The sequence below is a fragment of the Sphingobium trunci genome, from assembly GCF_022664535.1.
GTDB lineage: Bacteria > Pseudomonadota > Alphaproteobacteria > Sphingomonadales > Sphingomonadaceae > Sphingobium.
Window position 1 is genome coordinate 37,020 of sequence record NZ_JAKUJY010000025.1, and the last position, 19,812, is coordinate 56,831.

Genomic DNA, 19,812 nt, shown 5'->3' on the forward strand with positions numbered 1-19,812 from the left:
ATCATGGCCAATCTGCGCGCATTCGCCATGCCCAAATGGGGTATCGAAATGACCGAGGGCGTGGTCGCCGAATGGATGGTAGCCCAAGGGGTGCCGTTCAGGAAAGGCGACCTGCTCGCGCTCATCGAAACCGACAAGATCACCAACGAGGTCGAGGCCGAGGCCGACGGCATGTTCGCGCGCCTGATCGCGGAAAAGGGCGGCACCTATCAGGTCGGCGAATTGATCGCCGTGCTCGCCGGACCGGACGACAACCCCAGTGCCGATGAAGTGGACGCCTTCGTCGCCGGGTTCAGGCCAGCCGAAACGAAGGCGGCGTCCAGGGCGGGAGCAGCGCCGCCTCCCCCACCCGCGCCTGCCGAAGCGGAGAAGGCGGCTCCGGTGAAAAAGGCGGCCCGCATCGCCGCCGACGCGAATATCAGTCCGGCCGCCCGCGCCCTTGCGGAGGAGCAGGGCGTCGACATTTCCGGCATTGCCGGGTCGGGGCCGCAGGGCCGCATCACCTTCCAGGATGTGCAGCAGGCCAGCCTGCCGTCGGCCAGCGTCGGCGGCGGCGCGCTGGTGGACCTGACGCCCATCGGCAACAGGCTGGACGGGGTCTTCGCCAGCCCGCTGGCGCGGCGGCTTGCCGTCCAGCATGGCGTGGACCTTGGCGGCATGGCGGGCACCGGTCCCAGGGGCCGCATCTGCAAGGCCGACGTGCTGGCCAGGGTGAAACCGGCGGAAGGGCCGGCCATAACGCCCATGGCCTTCACCCGCCCGGCCGCGGGCACGGCGGACATCGTCAGAATGTCCCCCATGCGCAAGGCCATCGCCAAGGCGCTGTCGCACAGCAAGTCGACCATCCCGCATTTCTATCTGCGATCGAAAGTGCGGATCGACGCGATCCTTGGCCTGCGCGCGCAGGCCAGGGCCGCGACGGGCGAAGCGCCCAGCATCAACGACTATATCGTCCGCGCCTGTGCGCTGGCGCTTGTGCGGCATCCCGACGTGAATGTGCAGGTCCATGGCGACGAGATCCACCGCTTCGGCAGCGCCGACATCGCGGTTGCCGTCGCCACCGACAAGGGATTGATCACGCCGATCGTGAGGGGGGCCGACACATTGTCGGTCGCGGCCATATCGCGCGAGGTGAAGACGCTTGCGGACAAGGCCCGCACCGGCAAACTTCAGCCGGAGGAGTTTCAAGGTGGCAGTTTCTCCATCAGCAATCTCGGCATGTTCGGCATCGACCAGTTCGACGCGATCATCAACCCGCCCCAGGGCGCGATCCTGGCGGTCGGCGCGGGCACGCGTCAGCCGGTGGAGATCGGCAATGCCCTGGCCTTCGCGACGATCGTGGAGATGTCGCTGTCGTGCGATCATCGCGCCATCGACGGCGCGGTCGGGGCCGACTTCGTGCGGACGCTGAAAAGCCTGATCGAGGAGCCGGCACTGCTGGTCGGCTGATCGAATGAGTGGGGAAGGTCATCCAGAGTGCCTGCGCATTTTCGCGGCAGGTGGCATCATCCGCAGGCCCGGAAAATGCGGCAGACGCATGACAATAAAGCGTGATCCGGTTCAACGTGATCGGATCATGCTTCATGCGGCGTGGACCTCGGCCAAGGCCGAGCAACGCCGCCAGGGCCGCCGCTTCGATCGGGACCCTGGCCGGACAATTTTCGAGGAGGGTTTGGGCTTCTTGTTCGTTCCTTCGTCGCTACGGCGAAACCCAAGACCCTCCTCCATATATACCCCATCATAGGGGTAGCGAATGAGAGATGTCGTCAAGACCTGATGAATGAGAGCAGGTCGGGGTTGAGGACATCCGCATGCGTGGTGAGCATGCCATGGGGATAGCCGGGATAAGTCTTCAGCGACCCGTTCTTCAGCAGGTCGACCGCACGCGGCACCGAACTGGCGAACGGGACCACCTGATCAGACTCGCCGTGCATCACCAGCACCGGCACGGTGATCTTCTTGAGGTCTTCGGTATAATCTTCGAGCCAGGAATCAACGGTCGCATGGTGAGCGAGGGCACCGCCGGCCATGCCCTGGCGCCACCAGTTCGCAATGATCGCCTCCGAAGGCTTCGTCCCATCCAGATTATAGCCGTAGAACGGATTCTCGGGGACGAAACGGTAGAACTCCGACCGGTTGCCCAGCACGCCTGCGCGGATCGCTTCGAACCACTCCGGCGGTTGACCGGACGGGTTGCCCTGGCTCCGGTACATGTTCGGCGTCAGCGAAGCGACCAGCACCGCCTTCGCGACGCGCTCCTGATGGCGAGCGACATAGCGGGCCACCTCACCGCCACCTGTCGAGTGCCCGATATGGATCGCATCGCGCAGGTCGAGCTGTTCCGTCAGGGCCGCAAGGTCGGCAACCCAGTGGTCCATATCGTTGCCGGTGCTGGGTTGGTCGGACCGGCCATGGCCGCGTCGGTCGTGGGCGATCACCCGATATCCGTGCTGAAGGAAGAACATCATCTGGGCATCCCAATCATCCGCCGTCAGCGGCCAGCCGTGGCTGAAAACGATCGGCTGGCCTGATCCCCAATCCTTGTAGAAGATGGTTACGCCATCTGGAGTAGTGATCGTGGACATTGTTCCGTTCCTCTCGATTGGCCGCGGATGAGAGTCGTCGCTCGCCGGCGCGGCGGTCCAGCGATAAGCCGGTAAATTAAATGACCAGTCGTCTATTAATTGATCAAAATGCCTAGGTCAGCAGAGACGGCAAAACAAAGCGCTCGAAACTGTCGAAGGGCGCCCGGCTACGTTCCACCTTGGCCCGCATGACCGCCCCTTCGAACGTGTCGATCAGCGCGACGGCAAGCTGCTCTGGATTCTTTCCGGCCGACAACTCCCCCTTCTTTTGCGCTTCCCGCAAGCATGAGGCAAGCGCGGTCGACCATTCGCGATAGATCGCTGCAAGCTTGATCCGTACATCCTCGCTCTTTGGCGTGACCTCCAGCGCCATGTTCCCGATCAGGCAGCCAACCGCGTAACGGCGGCGTTCGTGAAACTCGGCAAGCCCGGCGAAATAGCGCGCGATGCGCGACAAGGGCGGCTTCCGGTCCTGATCCAAAATCGCCCCATATTCAGCGACAACCGCCGCCCAATATTCGGTCAGTACCGCGACGGCGAACGCTTCCTTGCTGTCAAAATAATTATAGAACGACCCCTTGGGCACCCCGGCTGCCGCGGTAATCTCCTGCACGCCGGTCGCGTTGAAGCCCTGGATGCTCACAAGGTCTCCCCCCTTTTCAAGAAGGCGTGAACGCGTTTCCGGATTGGCTGGTCTGGGCATGAATTAATAAATGACTGGTCGGCTTATTATTGTCAAGCATTTTGATGTGGGCCAACAGCTTTCCCGGAATGGTCCATTTCGCCATGGCCCGCTGCCGCTTCAAATTTGTCCGTGCCGCCCCGCCATCCACTCGCGGCTGGTGCGCAACAATTGGGCGGCGCGCGCCTTCAGGTCGGGGAAGGTTTCCCGCAACAGCCGCGAGCGTTCCTCGATCGCGACCGGCAGTCCATCGGGCAGCGCGTCCAGCAGTCCCCCGATCGAAAGCTGCCCCTGCCCCAGCGGAACGCGTCCGTCGATCGCCTCCATCAGAATGGCGTCCGGATCGGCGGGATCGGCCCCCGGCATCGGAGCGTCGCAGAGCTGGCAATAGCCCAGCCAACCGACCGGCACCGCCCGCACATCGGCGAGCGTCCCGCCCGACCGGGTCCAATGCAGCGCGTCTATGAGCAGCCCCCCGGCCGGTGATCCGATCTCGCGCAGGATGGCGCTCGCCTGATGGATCGTCCTCACCTCGGTGAACAGGCCGAACTCCAGATTGATCCGGATGCCGCCCTGCGCATGGTCGATCAGCGCGGCGAGCTTGTCGCGCGTCGCGCCCGCATCGGGATCGCTGCTGACGCACAGCACATTATGCGCGCCCAGTTCCATGCCGATATCGACGATCCGCCGGTGATCGGGATCGGGCGGTCCCGGCTTGATCCAGACGACCTCCACGTCCAGCAGCGGCAGGCCGGTCGCCGCCAGCGCCCGCCGCACCGACCGGGTGGTGGCGGGCGTCCAGCCGGCCGGTTCCACCCACATGCCGCCATAGTCGAAGCCCGCCCAGGCCGCACATTCGACCAGCTGCACGGGAGTCGCTTCCGGCATGATGCCCGACGCCATGGCGATCGGGTGGCGTGCCATCGCCTCAGCCCGCCGCGGCCGCGACCGACGCCGCGATGTCGGCGGCCGAAGGATTGCCGCGCAGCGTCAGCCCGCCATTCACCTGCAAATTCTGGCCGGTCATGAAGCATTCGTCGCTTGCCAGCCAGACGCAGCCAGACGCAATATCCTCCGGCGTCCCATAGCGGCCCAGCGGATAGCTTTCGAGGAAGGCGTCCATCAGCCCCGGCACGGCCTGCGCGCCGGCGGTCATGGGGGTCTCGGTCACGCCTGGAGAAATGCTGTTGACGCGGATGCCGCGCTCGCCGAACTGGTTGGCGACGCTGCGCACCAGATGATCGGTCCCCGCCTTGGTCGCCATATAGGCGTCATGGTCGTGGAACAGGATGGTGGCGGTCGCGGAACTGATCTGGATGATCGAACCGCCCCGACCGGTCATCAGGGGAATCAGCGCCTGGAAGAACTGGAACGGCCCGCGCAATTGCAGCGCGTACATCCGGTCCAGTTCCTCCGCGCTCGTTTCCAGAAAGGGCCTGAGCAATCCCCAGCCCGTCGCGTTGACGGCAATGTCGATCCCGCCCAGCCCGGCCGCCGCCGCGCCGACCATCGCCCCGATCGAGACGCCGTCGGCAAAGTCGCAATCCACGGCCACGCCGCCAATCCCGGCCGCCAGTTCCTCCAGGACATCGCGATGCCGCCCGGCAACCGCGACCCGCGCGCCCTCGGCGGCGAAGCGGCGGGCGATCGCCTGCCCCATATTGCCTCGCCCCGCCGCGCCGACGACCAGCGCCCGCTTGCCTGCCAGGCGTCCCATCAGACGAATTCGTCCGGGCGCGGCGTGCGGCGCAGCGACTGCCCGGCGGTGACGTCGATCACCTGCCCCGTGACGAGCGCCTCGTCGCTCGCCAGCCAGAGCGCGCTGTTGGCGACATCCTCGACCGTGGTGAAGCGACCCAGCGGTATCTCCCTGAGGAACGCCCGCGTCACCGCCTCCACCGCGAAATAGCCTGCCGTCATCGCGCTCCTCGTGAAGCCCGGCGCGATGGCGTTGACCCGGATATTGCGCTCCCCCAGTTCATTGGCGGCGATCCGGACCAGCGCATCGGCGCCTCCCTTCGACCCCGCATAGGCGGAGAGGCCCGGCGCCTGCACCAGCACCGTGAGCGAGGACGCGGTGATGATCGAACCGCCCTGCGCCATGGCGAGCGCCATCTGCTTGATGAACAGCGCCGTGCCCACGAAATGCACGTCCGCCGCCTGACGGAACGTCTCTGCGCTCGTCTCGATCAACGGTCCGCCGGATTCGACGCCCGCATAGTTGACCGCGATATCCAGACGGCCGAAATGGTCGACGGCCTGTTTCGCCAGCGACGCCAGATCCTCCTCGACGACAATGTCGCAGGCGACAGCGAGCGCCCCCACATCCCGCGCCACGGCCTCCACCGCCTCTTTCCGCCGCGCGGCCAGAACGAGCTTCGCGCCCTCCCGCGCAAAGCGCCGCGCCGTGGCCGCCCCCATGCTCTCGGCATTGGACGCGCCCAATATGACGGCGACCTTTCCTTCCAGACGGCCCATATCCACTCCTGACGCTTGTGTCGCGCGGAAGAGATTAGCGGCGGAGCGGATCTCCCCAAACTCGACTTTCTGAGAGGGGGTGGCTCAGTCCTGCGCGCCCAGCCCCAGAAAGCCCGCGCTGAAGAAGGGCACCATCCGGTCGATCATCGCGTCCAGATCCCTGGACCGCAGCAGCCCGCCCGATTGCCGGTCCAGCATCCCGCTTTCCACCAATATGTGCGTCGTTGCGGCCTGATAGAAGAAAAAGCCCCATTGCACGTCGAGCGGCGCCATCTCCGGATGGATGGCGGCCAGCGCTTCGACGAAGGATGCAATCAGCCTGTCATAATGCTGGCGGAAGGGGGAGACATATTCCTCCTCCTGCGGATGATTGGCGACGAAGGCGAGCAGGCGGATATAGTTTTTCCAGCCCGGCCCGCCCCGCATGGAGCGTTCCGCGATCGGGCGGATGAGCGCGCGGATGACGGCCTCCCTGCGAACCGCGCGGCTACCCTCGACCTGCAAGGCTGCCGCCAGCGCGGCTTCTATGCCGCCGGCATGTTCCTCCGCCCGCCGTTCGATCACCGCACCGAACAGGCTCTCCTTCGATCCGAAATGATAATGGGACAGCGCCAGCTGCACGCCCGCATGGGCCGCGATCTCGCGAAGGCTCACACCATAGAATCCCCGCAGGGAAAACAGCATCTCCGCCGAATCGAGTATTCGGGCCGCTGTTTCCGGCGCTCGCCGCCGATCGACCTTCACCTGTGCCATGGGTTCAAGAACCTGTCACTTCTATCAGATTAGCGCCCATCGCCCCCGTCCTTGCGTGACGCAGATATTGACTCTTCTCAAGCATAGCGCAAAATTTGGTCGATCGTTCAAGCAAAATCAGCCGGAGAGGGCCATGACGGGTGAACAACGGATGGACCGCCAGGTCGCGGACTATGACGCGCCGGTGCGCGGCGATCCCATCACGGGCGAGCGCTACTACGCCAAGCGGTGGGCCGACGCGGAATGGGACAAGGTCTGGACCAGGGTCTGGCACATCGGCGGCATGGCGGCGGATCTGATCGAGCCCGGCGATTTCCTGACCCATCATATCGGCCGCGAGTCGGTCGTCATGCTGAAGCAGGAGGATGGCTCCGTCCGCGCCTTCTACAATGCCTGTCTCCATCGCGGCTATCGCCTCGCCTGGACGGAAATTGGCGGCGCTCCGCAGCTGGTGTGCGGCTATCATGGCTGGCGCTACAATCCCGACGGCATGCTGGCCCATGTGCAGGACCCGGAGGATTTTGCCGGCGGCTCCCCCTGCGGCAAGCACCGCCTGACCGAAATCGCCTGCGAGGTCTGGGGCGGCTTCGTCTGGTTCAACATGGACAAGGACGCCGGGCCGCTGCGCGCATGGCTGGGTGAAAAGGTCGCCAGCCATCTGGAACAGTGGCGGATGGACAGGATGACGCGCGTCTATGCCGTGGTGTCGGACGTGCCCTGCAACTGGAAGATCATCCGCGACAATTTCAACGAAAGCTATCACCTGCCGACCCTGCACCCGCAGATTTCGACGGTGATCAACGACGATCATACCGACTGCGTCTTCCACATCCATGCGCGGACCGGCCACAATATGATGCGGATGAAGGGGCTCCAGCCCTCCGCTCGCTACGACACGCGCAACAAGCTCGACATTCCGCTGGCCCAGGCGCTCGAATATTGGGGCCTCGACCCCGCCGATTACCGGGACACCGCCATGGATGCACGCGACGCGATCATCCGCCGGAAGCGGGCCGTGGGCGCGGCCAAGGGCTATGCCCATTATGCAGCGATGGGCGATGAGGAAATCGTCGATTATTTCCATTTCACCCTCTGGCCCAACATCACCTTCACCATGTGGCCGGACGGGGCGCAGGTGCTCCGTTCCGAACCGCATCCGACCGATCCGGAGCGATGCCTGTTCGACCATTGGTTCATTGCGCACCCAATCGGCGACAGCGATGTCGTCATCGGCCCCAACGGCCCCACGCCCTTCGAACAGGTGGACCGCGAACATATCGTCTTTGGCGAGAAGACATTGGGCGACGTGGCCGATCAGGACCTGTCGGTCGCCATCGGGCAACAACAGGGACTGCATTCGCGCGGCTTTCGCGGCGGCATTCTGGCCAATCAGGAAAAACGGGTCCAGTTCTTCCACGAAAAGCTGAACGACGTCTGCGGGATCCACGACTGACATGAGCGTCAACCGCCGCTTCATCCTGGCCGCGCGGCCGCAGGGCCTGCCCCGCCCGTCCGATTTCCGGCTGGCCGATGAGCCGGTCCCGGCCGTTGGCGAGGGCGAGTTCCTGATCCGCAACCATTATGCCTCGATCGATCCGGCCATTCGGGGCTGGCTCGACGCCGGGGGCAATTATATGCCGCCCGTGCCGATCGGCGACGCGGTGCGCGCCTCTACCGTCGGCGTGGTGCTGGAAAGCCGGTGCGACATGGTCAGGGCGGGTGACTGGGTGATGGGCCTCAACAAGATCGAGACCCATTCGCTCGGGCGGGCGGACGGCTTCACCCATGGGATCGACCTGCGCGCGGTTTCCTCCCCCACGGCCTATCTGTCGGTCGCGGGCGCGGTCGGGCTGACCGCCTGGTTCGGCGTGGAGGATATCATGCGGCCGGGCCCGGACGACACGCTGCTGATCAGCGCCGCCGCGGGGGCCGTCGGATCGCTGGTGGGTCAGTTGGCGAAGATGCGCGGCACCCGCGTCGTCGGCATCGCGGGCGGCCCCGCCAAATGCGCGAAACTGACGGATCGATACGGCTTCGACGCCGCCATCGACCATCGGGGCAAGGATGTGACGGCCCTTGCCGCCGACATCGCCGCCTGCTGTCCCGGTGGCGTGAACTTCGTCTATGAAAATGTCGGGGGCGTCTGCCTCGACGCCGCGCTGCTCAACCTGGCGGACGGCGCGCAGGTCCTGCTGTGCGGCCTGATCTCCGAATATAATCTGGAACCGGTCGGCGCCCGGCATCTCTGGCAGCTGATCGTCCGGACGGCAACGATGCGCGGCTATCTCATCAGCCAATATGTGCATCGTTTCCCGGAGGGCGTGCACGCCATGGCCGGTCTCGCGGCGCAGGGGAAGCTGATATATGACGAGCATGTCGAGGCAGGGATCGACAATGCCCTGCATGCCCTTCTGCGGCTGTTCGAGGGAAGCAATGAGGGCAAGATGATCCTCAAGCTGGTCTGACCGATATGGCGGCGCCAGCATAGCCGGCGGCTTCCTCCAATCCTGTGACGAAGCATCCGTCCGGGGAGTTTGGCGGCTATGCCTCGCCGGCCGATATGGCGCATCCGTCACCTGCAATTTCTGATAAGGAGCGCGGGCGGGCGGCAGCGGCTATGCTGCCCCCATGCCCGCGAATTCGCCCATGGCCGCAGAGCTGCTGATTGCCCATGACCAGATCGGCAACGCGCTTGCCCGGCACAGCCGCGGCGTTGACCGCGCCCATGCCGCGCTGATCGCGAGCGCCTACCATGCCGGCGCGACCGTCGACTACGGCTTTTTCGTCGGAGAGGCATCAGCGCTCGCCCCCATGCTGGCCGGGGCCATGGCCGCCGCGCCCCCCACATTGCACCGCACGGCGCCACCGATGCTTCGGCTGAAGGGCGACCGGGCCGTCAGCGAAGCCTATGTCGTCGCCTCCGCGCAGGAGCCGGGCGTCCAGCGGCTGATCTTCGGCCGCTATCTCGACCGGCTGGAACGGCGCGAGGGGGAATGGCGGATCACCCATCGCCATTATGTGATGGACGGCAACGTCAACCGGGCCGACGCGTCCCTGCCCGCTTCGCTTCCGCTGGCGCCGGACCATTTCGTCCCCGCCGGTGCAAGGGGTTCGGCCGACACTGCCCTTGCCCTGCTGTCGCATCACCATGCCGCTTCCCTCGCCGCCCAAGGAGCCACGCCCATGACGCCCGATCCCGCCGCGCTGGACCAGGCCGTTTCGCGCCTGGCCATCCATGATCTCGTCATGACCTATTGCCGCGGCGTCGACCGCGCCGACGCGGATCTGCTGGCGTCGATCTTCTGGGAGGACAGCAGCGTCGTTTCCGGCATCGTCAATGCCTCAGGGCCCGACTTTGCCACGGGCGTCACCGATTATTGCCGCGCCCATCTGGACTATTGCTTCCATTCGGTCGCCAATGAATGGATCGAGGTGAAGGGCGATCATGGCGTGGGCGAGCATTATGTCCTCGCCCATCTGTCGGCGGGCGGGCAGGATGTGATGACCGGCGGGCGCTATCTCGATCGCTATGAGCGGCGCGGCGGCGTCTGGAAGATCGTCAGCCGTACCTTCGTCGCCGACTGGAACACCGCCCATCCGGCCAGCATGGCGCTCGACGGCATGTATGAACCGCTAAAGACGCGCGGCGCCTTTGGGCAGGACGATCCCGTCTATGCCCATTGGGCGTCGCTATCATCGGGAGAGGACGATCATGGGTAAGCTGGACGGCAAGGTTGCCATCATCACCGGCGGCGCTTCAGGCCTGGGTGCCGCCGACGCACGACTGCTGGCGGCGGAGGGCGCGAAGGTGGTCCTCACCGACATTCAGGACACGCTGGGCGAAGCACTGGCGGCGGAGTTGCAGGGCAGTCTTTACCTTCACCATGACGTGCGCAACGAGGCCGAATGGGACAGGGTGGTCGCCATCACGATCGAGCGCTTCGGCCGCCTCGATATCCTTGTCAACAATGCCGGCCTGGTCCGCTTCGCGACGGTCGAGGATCTGAGCTATGCCGACTACAAGATCCAGGTCGACGTCATGCTGGACGGCACGTTCCTGGGCTGCAAGGCAGCGATCCCGCGCATGAGCCGCGACGGTTCCGGATCGATCATCAACATGGCCTCGATCGGCGGCATGAAGGGAATGAGCGTCATTCCCGCCTATGCCGGAGCGAAGGGCGGCATCATCGCGATGACCCGCAGCATCGCGGTGCACTGCCAGGAGCAGGGCTATCGCATCCGGGTCAATTCGATCGCGCCCGGCAGCATCGTCACGCCCATGACCGCGCAGGCGTTGGCCGAACTGCCCGCCGATTCCGCCGGGCTGGAACAAAGCGCCGCCCATGGCATGGGCCAGCCGATCGACATTGCGAACATGGTCCTCTATCTCGCCTGTCAGGACGGCCGCCACATCACCGGCAGCAACATCGTGATCGACAATGGAGAGACGATGCGCTGAAGCGGCTCCGCTTTCCGGCCCGCGCTGGTGATGGATGTCACGATGATCTTCTCCACCGGCGCCAGACCATTGTCGCAGTTCCGCATCGGCGCGCGCCGCCACCGGCGGTTCCGGTCTGCACAATGGAGCATGATCCGAGCCAGCAGGCGACGCCATCTGCTTCGAAAACGCTCCTGGGCCGCATGGACAAATTCGGACATGAATGATCGACCGCTATCGCGAGGTATTTTTGCGCGGTGAATGGCCGGAAAGTGGGGAAGCGGACGTTTCCACACTCCGCAATAGTTCATTTAGCGAAAGTCGGGTGTAACGTTCCGTCGTAGCCTAAAATCCAATATCCTCACCAAGCGCGAACGCCAGTTGCCGAGCATCTGTGAAAGGCTCCCAGTAGTGCTCCGGGTCTTTTGACAAACCCATCTGATCCAGCATTCCATAGCCGTTTCTGGGAAGGAATGTGGACCGCCAGATCGAGCGGGACCAACGCTGTTTGCCTTGGACTGCGGTGAGTTGAACACAATAGCCGCTGGCGTTATGTCCACGCCCGAAAGTCTCCGTGATAAAAACGTTGCGTCCGTTTCTCTTAACCTTCGACGATCGAGCGATTGTGGGATCCTGTTTATAGTCCCGGTATGCTAAGATCGTTAACGCCGACTCTGTTTCGGTAATGTAGGGCGATCCGCGAAGACGGTCTTCGAGCTGCCCAAGGAGGGCCTTGTTTATGCGGGTTCGTACAGAAATGAGTGTATCGGGGTAGATGGTGATTGGTGAAGCAATATTGTCATCCGTTGCTTTGCATCTAGCGGCGGCTGAGACCATTTCCCTGATCCTCGCCGCGTCTCGCATGTCTTCCATTTCCTGAGTCCATTTTGTGAAATGGACCTTCGCCCTGCTCTTCTCACCGCAGGAACGCTCCATCGGTTCATAGGGATCGCTGGCAAGCAAATTCTTAATGTCGAGACTTAGCCTGCGCTCGAATTCCGGATTTGTCGGTTGGCAAGCTGCGGTATAAACAATTACGGCACAAGCCTCACCGCTCACAGCAGTCGCGGGAAACCAGCGGATGTCCCGCCTGATACTCGGGCTTCCAGTCTGGCATTTTTGCGAAGACTCTTGCTGAACGTAATTGCGTCGCGCAGCTTCCCAAGACGGATCACGCTCCTCAGCATGATTGAAGTAACCCAGTGCGACAACAGACCCTTCACTCCCAGGCAGATATGCTCGCAACGCTATTAAGTCCTCGGGAGCAGGAGCGACCGGCGCAGCCAGTGTACCCGCACCAGAATTTTGTGTTGACTGCGGCTGGAAGGGCGTACAACTCGCAAGCATCAAGCTGCCGGCTGCGGTCATACGATATACCCAAGTGCGCATGCCTATCAGCTAGCTGCTGGTCTCTTACAAATTCATTAAGTGATTGAAAATTGGTCGCGTCGCGGCTGCAACCAAAGGTAGCTTTGTCGGCGTGTCCGGAACGGCGGCCTTCCGGCGGAAATTGGTAAAGAGCTGCCTCTCTGGAACCTGTCGACGCGCCCTAGAGCGCGCTGCGTTAAACCGGACGCAAGCGCGCTCTGGTTTTTTCTCCTCGCATCCATTTAAGCGCAAAACCGGTTCCCACTTTTGCGCACGATGCTCCATTTGCCTTGGGCTTTCCGCATTTTCAGAGCCAGCAGATGATGCCGCCGCTGGCCCGGAAAATGTTCTAGAACTTCGTCGACAGCTGCACCATGACGGTCCGCGGCAACGTGCCGAAGCCGAGCTGGTCGGCATGGGCCGGGGTGACGCCGCCCGACGCGCCGCCGGTCGATGGACCATCCACCACGCCGGTCACATAGAAGCGGTTGGTGAGGTTCTTGCCGATCACGGCGACCTGCCAGCGTTCATCCTCGGCACCAAGGCGAATGCCTGCGTCCAGCGTTGCATATCTGCTTTGCCGCGAGTCCGGATTGCCGAAGCCCGACGCCAGATAGGAGGAACTGTAACGGACGTCCGCATTGAGGCCGAACATCAGGCCATTGCCGATCGCATGGTCATAGGAGGCGCCCAGCGTGCCGGTCCATTTGGGCGCGACGGACAGCGGCTTGCCGTTCAGATCCTGCCGCACGCCCCCACCGGCCAGAACGATGTTGCAGCCCTCGGCCTGGCTCTCCCCCGCATAGCAGGGCGCTTGCGGGAAATTGGTGTAGTTCGCCTTGTTATAGTTGATCGAGCCATGGATGTTCAGCCCCTCGACCGCGCGGGGCGCAAATTCGAACTCCAGTTCCGCGCCCTTGGTCCGCGCGTCGGCGGTGAGCGTCTGGAAAGCGAAGATCGGCGAGTTGAAGAAGTCGACCTGCAGATCCTTATATTTATAGCTGTAGACGCCCAGGTTCAGGCGCAACTGGCGGTCGGCCAAGGTCGTCTTGATGCCGCCTTCAAAGCCCCGCGCCCGTTCCGGATCGAAGGTCAGGTCGGAGAGCGGATCGGCCGAGAATTTGGAATTGATGCCGCCATTGGAAAAGCCGCCGGACTTGTAGGCCGTCTTGTAGGCGCCATAAACCAGGATGTCCCGCGTCGGTTTCCAGGTGATCGACGCTTCGGGGGACCAGTTGTTGAAGCTCTGGTTCGCGAAGATCTGGCCAAGGCCGTCGGGATCGTTCTGAGCGCGGAAGATCGTCGTCACCGCCGCATTGTTATAGGGCTGGGTGAAATAGCTGTCCTTGGTTTCATGGGTATAGCGCACGCCACCTGCCAGTTCGACGGTGGGGATCACCTTCCATGTGACCTGACCGAACATCGCCGTCGTCTCGCCATTGGTGAAACTGGTCTTGGTCGTCGCCAGATAGCGGTTGGCGGCTGACTGGGTGCTGTCCTCGATATTGGCGAACATGATGAACTGGTCGAAATTGCGCTTCGTCTTCTGATAGAGGCCGCCGATCATCAGGTTGATCGGCCCGTCAAAGGTCGTGAGCGCACGCAATTCGGACGAAAAGGCGTGGAAAGTGGAATTTTCCGTCGCCCAGGTTCCCGCCGCGCTCGACTGGAAGTCGCAGGCGCAGGCCCAGCGATTGTTGTTCCAATTGTAGTTGGTAACCGATGTCAGCGTCACATTATCCAGTTTATAGCCGATATTGGCCGTCAGCGCATAGCTTTTATAGCGATTGTAAAGCTGCCCATCCGGCTCCGAGAAGGGGAAATTAGCTGCGATATCGGTTGGAATATTGTTCTGATGGGTGATGAAGTCCTTTTGGCAGCTGTAACCGTTCAGCTGGCTCGACCCCGAAGGACAATTGTAGGCGACATAGTTCCAGCTGCTGTTATCGACCTTGTTATAGGCGCCGGACGCCTTGAAGGTGGCGGTCAGCCGGTCGGTCGGCTCCCACTTCAGCGTGATGCGGCCCAGCAATTCCTTTTCGCCCGGCGCTTCGCTGGATGCGGGCGTGGCGACATGGCCCTCGAGCGAATTGTCGGCGATATCGAAGGTCGTATAGGTCACCGGATTGGCGACGTTGCGATAATAGCCGCCCCACATCTTGGACGCACGGACGGCGACGCGGATGCCCAGCGTGTCGGTCAGGGGACCGGAACCGACCAGTTCGAGCTGCGCCTGTTCGGCCTTGAACTCATAGCCGGCGCGGGCCTTGAACTCGACCTTGTCGGTCGGGTCGGCGCTGGTCAGCGAGATCACGCCCGCCGTCGCATTCTTGCCGAAGAACAGCGCCTGCGGACCCTTCAATATCTCCACCCGGCCGAGGTCGAAAAACCCCTCGTTGATGATGCGGCCCTGGCCATAATAGACGCCGTCCACGACCACTGCGACAGACTGTTCGATGCCGATCGAGGTCGAGGAAGAGCCAATGCCGCGCAGGGTCAGCTGCGCGCCCGAGCCGTTGGAGGCGCGGCCGACATTCAGGTTCGGCGTGCGCGCGGCGATTTTCTCGATGGAGGTCAGGTCCTGGCGCTGCACCATTTCAGACGAGATGGCCGTGACGGCGACGGGGACATCCTGCACGCTTTCCGCCCTTTTGCGTGCGGTGACGACGATATCCTGGAGCCCGCCCGCCGTTGCTTGCGGTTCCTGCGGCGCGGCATCCTGCGCCAGCGCCGGAGCGGCGGAAAGGATAGCGACAAGAATGGCAGCGCTTTGCAACAACTCGCGCTTCACGGCATTGTTCTGCATGTTTTCCTCACCCGAAAAACGGCCTGCTGGCCATAATTGCTGTTTTCTGCGCGCCAGATTTTCTGTTCGCGTCCGTAATTTTATGCCTTTGAAAGGGAGCAGCGTCACCCTGTCAAAAGATGCAGGTCCATGACGTTTGCGGAGCGGCCGACGCTATTTCTGGTATTTCTCGCAGTGTATCCAAGGTCAGGAAAGCCGACAGTAAAGAAATATAAAATCCGCTATTCTTGGGAGACGGAGCAATGGATATCGAACGGGAGGTGCGCGATCTGGTCGCCCGCCGGGAGATTCTCAAGGCCATTCATGCCTATATGCGCGGACAGGACCGGCTCGACCCGGCGCTTCAGCTTTCCGCCTTTCACGCCGATGCCGATGCCGATTGCGGCCTTCTGCGCGGCGGGCCGACAGCCTATACCGATTTCGCGCAAGGGCTGCTGGCGCAGATGAAGGCGAGCCAGCATCTCGTCGGGCAGGTCGACCTGGACGTCGATGTCGATGCGGGCACGGCGACCGGCGAGGTGTATTTCTTCGCCTGGCACCGGGTCGGGGAGAGCGGCGAGCTCGGCGAGGCCGGGGATCTCATGATGGCGGGCCGCTACATCGACGATTATATGCTGAAGGACGGCAAATGGGCGATCCAGCGCCGCCGGGAACTGATCGACTGGGCGCGGCAGGACCCGGCGACCGACGGCATCCTGCAGGAGCAGGTGCAGATTCACCTTTCCGGGCGAAAGGGCGAGGATTTCAGCCAGACGCGCGACTGGGCCTCCGGAACCTCCGGGCGGGAAGGATAAAAGGGGGCGGAGCGTGGAGCTCCGCCCCATCCCCGCCTAGAGCTCGCCATCGATATATTTCATCAGCGTGTTCTGGAACTGGCGGATCTGGATCTCCTGATAATTGGCCAGTTCAACCTTGCCGTTCCTGCTCGATTTGAGGCCGACCTGGACGAAGGGCAGATTGGCCATATCCTGTTCGAACACATCTCCCAAGATGCCCAGTTCGGGTGCCTCGGTCCATTTCTGGTCGACGCCGAGGAACTTCATCTTCGGCGCGCGCGGCGGTTCCTGCCCCGGTGGCACGCGGGTGATGATCCGCACTTCCATCAGGCAATGGTCGACATCGCCCCAAGGGCGCCAGCGATAGACGATATTGGGCTGGAAACCGCCCCAGGGCGACCAGTTGGGAAAGACATTGTAGAGGATCGCGTCCATCATCTCCGCATCGGAGGCGAAGCCGACGTCGTGGCCGAACATCTTGGTCGTGGTGGCGCGCAGACTTTCGCCCAAGGCTTCCCGCGCCGTCTTGCCGTCGGGAACGCGGACGTTATAGCCGCCCTCCGGCGCGTCCCCGCCCTCATAATTGTCGGAAGAACGGCCATTATATTTGACGAATTCGTCAACGATCCACTGCTGCGACCTGCCTTGCGGGTCGAGATGCGGCGACATGGTGCCGAAGGGCGTCACCGTCAGGTTCACATAGTCGCCGTAGATATTGTACATCGAATTGGCGTCACCGGTGAACGGCAGCAACTGCGGATGGGTGACGACGGTGTGCCAGCTTTCCATGAAAGCCTCCATCACCACCTTCCAGTTCGCGTGGCACACCTTGCCGACCCAGATGGCGGTGGCGCATTCCTCATGTTTCCAGCGCCTGAAATGCTCCGGCATGGGGGCGAGGAATTCTTCCAGGGTTGGCCCGTCCCGCGCTTCCCGCAGGAAGATATAGCCGCCCCAGCGCCCGACCGTCACTTCCGGCAGGGCCATGTCCTCATCCTTGAGGTGCGAGAAGTCCCAGCGGCAGGGAATGGTCTTCATGCTGCCGTCATTGTTCCAGGTAAAGCCATGGAAGGGACATTGCAGCGCGGAAGACCAGCCGGCCTCGGTCTTGAGCTGCCGCCCGCGATGGAGGCAGACATTGTAGAAGCCCTTGATCGACCCGTCGTCCTGCCGCACCAGCAGGAAGGATTTACCCGCATTGTCGTAGACGACATGGTCTCCCGCCTCGGGCATTTCCTCCTCGCGGGCCGCGAACTGCCAGGTGCGCGGCCACATCTTCTCCTTTTCCAGCTCGAAGAAGGCAGGGTCGGTGTAGCGTGACGTCGGGATCGGCTTCGACCCCAGATTCTCATATTCGTCGCGATAGAGAAATTCCGGCACCGGGTTGCTGTCCGCCGCCATGAGGTCGTGCACCGATATCCCCGGACAACGGGGCAACGGTTCGCCCTTAATGCGCGGATCACTTTCAGCCATCACTTGCTCCTGATCGTCTGTTTTGCCGCCCATGGTAGCGCATGACGCGCGCCCCGGCGACCGTTCGATCTAGCAGGCTGAAGAGGAGGACGAGGCCGGGCAACTAGCCAAATTCACAGAAAATCACCCGACCTATGACGATGGAGAGTTTCCGTAGGGCGCCGCTTGCCGATAGCCTGCTTGCAGAAGGACAAAGGCAGAGGTTTGCGCATGGGCTATTATGAGACGCTTGGGGCAGAAGCGGCGAAAATGCTGGAGTTTGTCGAGACCGGGACAACCGACAGCGCCGAATCGACCATGGAAGTGCCCGCCTCCGCCTATACCGACACCGGCTATTTCGACCGGGAGATGGAGACGATCTTCCTGAAGCTGCCGCTGCTCGCCGCGCTGTCGGCGGAAATCCCGCAGCCCGGCGACTTCAAGGCGATGGAGCTGATGGGCAAGCCGATCCTCGTCACCCGCAGGAGCGACGGCGGCGTGGCGGCGATGATGAATGTCTGCGCCCATCGTGGCATGATCCTCCAGCCCGAAGGCCATGGGAACAAGAAGCGCTTTTCCTGTCCCTATCATGCCTGGACCTATGCCAATGACGGCAAGCTGATCGGCGTTGCCGATCCCGGCAAGTTCGGCCCGATCTGCAAGGAAGATCGCGGTCTGACCGCTCTGCCCTGCGTCGAGGCGGCGGGGATCGTCTGGGTCTGCCTGACGCCGGGCATGGAGATCGACATCGAAGGGCATCTGGGCGGGATGATGGAGGACCTCGCCGTCCACAATCTTGAGAAATGGCATTTTTGCGGGTCGCGCCGCATCTATGGTCCCAATTGGAAGATCGCCTATGACGGCTATCTGGAGGGCTATCATTTCGCGGCCGCCCATCCTGAAACCATCCATCCGCGCAGCTTCAGCAACATCATGCATTTCACTGCGCTGGGGCCGCACATGCGCGTCGGCTATCCGCAGGTGGCGATCAAGGAGAAGCTGAGCGCCGCGCCCCGCGACAATTGGGGGCAGATCGAAAATAGCGGCTATGATTTCGTCCGCACCATCTTCCCCAATGTGTCCATCTTCTTCGCACCGGAAATTACCCAGGTGGCGCAGCTGATCCCTGGTCCGACGCCGCATCAGAACACCACCAACCTGCTCTTCATCCGCCGTGATCCGCCCCGCGACGAAGCGGACGCGGCAGCGATCGAGGACATGATGAACTGGCTGCGCGATGTCGTGGACAAGGAGGATTACGGCGTCGGGCTTCAGGTTCAGAAGGGCCTCGCCTCAGGCGCGATCAAGTCCGTCATCTTCGGCCGCAATGAGCGCGGCAATCAGTTTTTCCATAAATATGTCGACCATCTGGTTTCCGGCAAACCGGGTGCCGAACCGCCCGTCCTCTAATGCAGCCAAAGGCCTGACCCATGAAGAACCGTCGCATCGTGCTGGCGTCACGCCCCTCCGGCGTGCCGGTGCAGGACAATTTCTCCCTGATCGAACAGGATATCGCGCCGCTGAAGGACGGCGAGGTGCTGACCGAGAATCTGGTCTTCGCCATCGATCCGGCCGTGCGCGGAATGCTGGACGAGAAGGAGGACAGCTATCTGCCCGCCGTGCCGCTGGGCGGCCTGATCCCGACCATGGTGCTGGGCCGGGTGATCGAGTCCCGCAATCCCGGCTTCAAACCCGGCGACTATGCGCGCGGTTTTATCGGCTGGGAGGAGCATAGTGTCATCCCCGCCGACAATTTCGCGATGGAAAATGTCCATATCGACCCCGCCGTGCCTCTCACCGCTTATATGGGCGCGCTCGGCTGGTCGGGGATCACCGCCTATGTCGGCCTGGAACGCATCGGCGAGATGAAGTCCGGGAACACCGTGGTGGTGAGCGCGGCAGCGGGAGCCGTGGGCAGCGTGACGGGCCAGATCGCGAAGCTGCGCGGCTGCCGCGCGGTGGGCATCACCAGCACCGACAAGGTCGATGAAGTGACCGGCCTGCTCGGCATGGACGCAGCCGTCGACTACAAGACCGCCCCGGACCTTTCCGCCGCGATCCGCGACGCCTGTCTGGGCAAGGGCGCCGACGTCTATTTCGACAATGTCGGCGGCCGGATCCTGGACACAATGATGCCGCTGATGGCCGATTTCGGCCGCATCGTCGTGTGCGGCATGGTCGCCGACTATAATCGGGGCAAGGACGTCCATGCCTTCCGCAATCTCTGGCAGATACTGGTTCACCGCGTCACCATGCGCGGCTTCCTGGCCTATGAGCATCTCGACATGCTGGAGGAAGCGGAAGCGAATTTGGCAGGCTGGATCAAGTCCGGCCAGATCAAGGCGACCGAAAATGTCGCCACCGGCATCGAAAGCACGCCCGACGCCTTCATCCGCCTGATGGCGGGCCAGACCAGGGGCAAGACCATCGTGCGGCTGAAGGACGATATTTCCACGCTCGCGGATCTGGAACCG

The 19,812-nt window shown here is 62.9% G+C and carries 17 protein-coding genes; 8 read left to right on the forward strand and 9 right to left on the reverse strand.

Annotation, left to right across the window (positions count from 1 at the left end):
* Positions 1-3 precede the first annotated feature (3 nt).
* A complete protein-coding gene (locus MJ601_RS17985; protein WP_242128960.1) occupies positions 4-1,449 on the forward strand; it encodes a dihydrolipoamide acetyltransferase family protein in 1,446 nt (481 codons plus the stop codon).
* Positions 1,450-1,766: 317 nt separating this feature from the next.
* Here the strand turns inward: MJ601_RS17985 and MJ601_RS17990 are convergent, their stop codons facing one another.
* From MJ601_RS17990 to MJ601_RS18015, 6 genes are all read right to left on the reverse strand, one after another.
* Entirely contained in the window at positions 1,767-2,585 is an 819-nt protein-coding gene (locus MJ601_RS17990; RefSeq protein ID WP_242128962.1) for an alpha/beta fold hydrolase, read from the reverse strand.
* Positions 2,586-2,697: 112 nt separating this feature from the next.
* The gene (locus tag MJ601_RS17995; protein ID WP_242128963.1) at positions 2,698-3,228 is read right to left on the reverse strand and encodes a TetR/AcrR family transcriptional regulator; all 531 of its coding nucleotides are present in this window, start codon (positions 3,226-3,228) and stop codon (positions 2,698-2,700) included.
* A gap of 159 nt (positions 3,229-3,387) precedes the next feature.
* Entirely contained in the window at positions 3,388-4,191 is an 804-nt protein-coding gene (locus MJ601_RS18000) for a sugar phosphate isomerase/epimerase family protein (RefSeq protein WP_242128964.1), read from the reverse strand.
* Positions 4,192-4,195: 4 nt separating this feature from the next.
* Positions 4,196-4,984 (reverse strand): SDR family NAD(P)-dependent oxidoreductase, encoded by a 789-nt coding sequence (locus MJ601_RS18005; protein WP_242128965.1) that lies wholly within the window; start codon positions 4,982-4,984, stop codon positions 4,196-4,198.
* Positions 4,984-5,745 (reverse strand): SDR family NAD(P)-dependent oxidoreductase, encoded by a 762-nt coding sequence (locus MJ601_RS18010; RefSeq protein ID WP_242128967.1) that lies wholly within the window; start codon positions 5,743-5,745, stop codon positions 4,984-4,986. The genes MJ601_RS18005 and MJ601_RS18010 overlap by 1 nt, the downstream gene beginning before the upstream one ends.
* 84 nt (positions 5,746-5,829) lie before the next feature.
* The gene (locus MJ601_RS18015; protein WP_242128968.1) at positions 5,830-6,498 is read right to left on the reverse strand and encodes a TetR/AcrR family transcriptional regulator; all 669 of its coding nucleotides are present in this window, start codon (positions 6,496-6,498) and stop codon (positions 5,830-5,832) included.
* 133 nt (positions 6,499-6,631) lie between these two features.
* On the opposite strand from MJ601_RS18015, the gene MJ601_RS18020 reads away from it, so the two are divergent.
* From MJ601_RS18020 to MJ601_RS18035, 4 genes are all read left to right on the forward strand, one after another.
* Complete coding sequence (locus MJ601_RS18020; protein ID WP_242128969.1) at positions 6,632-7,951, forward strand: aromatic ring-hydroxylating oxygenase subunit alpha; 1,320 nt, start codon at positions 6,632-6,634, stop codon at positions 7,949-7,951.
* A gap of 1 nt (position 7,952) precedes the next feature.
* The gene (locus MJ601_RS18025) at positions 7,953-8,963 is read left to right on the forward strand and encodes an NADP-dependent oxidoreductase (RefSeq protein ID WP_242128971.1); all 1,011 of its coding nucleotides are present in this window, start codon (positions 7,953-7,955) and stop codon (positions 8,961-8,963) included.
* Between the two features lie 163 nt (positions 8,964-9,126).
* Positions 9,127-10,218, forward strand: coding sequence for a nuclear transport factor 2 family protein (locus MJ601_RS18030; RefSeq protein ID WP_242128973.1), 1,092 nt, complete (start codon positions 9,127-9,129; stop codon positions 10,216-10,218).
* Positions 10,211-10,957: an SDR family oxidoreductase gene (locus tag MJ601_RS18035; RefSeq protein WP_242128975.1), complete on the forward strand. Its 747-nt coding sequence runs from the start codon at positions 10,211-10,213 to the stop codon at positions 10,955-10,957. Before MJ601_RS18030 ends, MJ601_RS18035 begins: the two co-directional genes overlap by 8 nt.
* Positions 10,958-11,281: 324 nt before the next feature.
* Here MJ601_RS18035 and MJ601_RS18040 read toward each other — a convergent pair whose 3' ends face one another.
* Positions 11,282-12,304, reverse strand: coding sequence for a hypothetical protein (locus MJ601_RS18040; protein WP_242128977.1), 1,023 nt, complete (start codon positions 12,302-12,304; stop codon positions 11,282-11,284).
* Between the two features lie 349 nt (positions 12,305-12,653).
* On the reverse strand, positions 12,654-15,110 hold the full coding sequence (locus MJ601_RS18045) for a TonB-dependent receptor (RefSeq protein ID WP_242128979.1): 2,457 nt from the start codon (positions 15,108-15,110) through the stop codon (positions 12,654-12,656).
* Positions 15,111-15,352: 242 nt separating this feature from the next.
* Between MJ601_RS18045 and MJ601_RS18050 the strand changes: the two genes are divergently transcribed.
* On the forward strand, positions 15,353-15,904 hold the full coding sequence (locus tag MJ601_RS18050) for a nuclear transport factor 2 family protein (RefSeq protein WP_242128981.1): 552 nt from the start codon (positions 15,353-15,355) through the stop codon (positions 15,902-15,904).
* Positions 15,905-15,940: 36 nt separating this feature from the next.
* Here MJ601_RS18050 and MJ601_RS18055 read toward each other — a convergent pair whose 3' ends face one another.
* Complete coding sequence (locus tag MJ601_RS18055) at positions 15,941-17,359, reverse strand: aromatic ring-hydroxylating oxygenase subunit alpha (RefSeq protein ID WP_242128983.1); 1,419 nt, start codon at positions 17,357-17,359, stop codon at positions 15,941-15,943.
* A 210-nt stretch (positions 17,360-17,569) separates the two neighbouring features.
* Here MJ601_RS18055 and MJ601_RS18060 point away from each other — a divergent pair, with 210 nt between their 5' ends.
* Together MJ601_RS18060 and MJ601_RS18065 are read left to right on the forward strand one after the other, a co-directional pair.
* Complete coding sequence (locus MJ601_RS18060; protein ID WP_242128985.1) at positions 17,570-18,748, forward strand: aromatic ring-hydroxylating oxygenase subunit alpha; 1,179 nt, start codon at positions 17,570-17,572, stop codon at positions 18,746-18,748.
* 20 nt (positions 18,749-18,768) lie between these two features.
* On the forward strand, positions 18,769-19,812 hold a 1,044-nt coding region (locus tag MJ601_RS18065), incomplete at its 3' end, for an NADP-dependent oxidoreductase (RefSeq protein ID WP_242128987.1).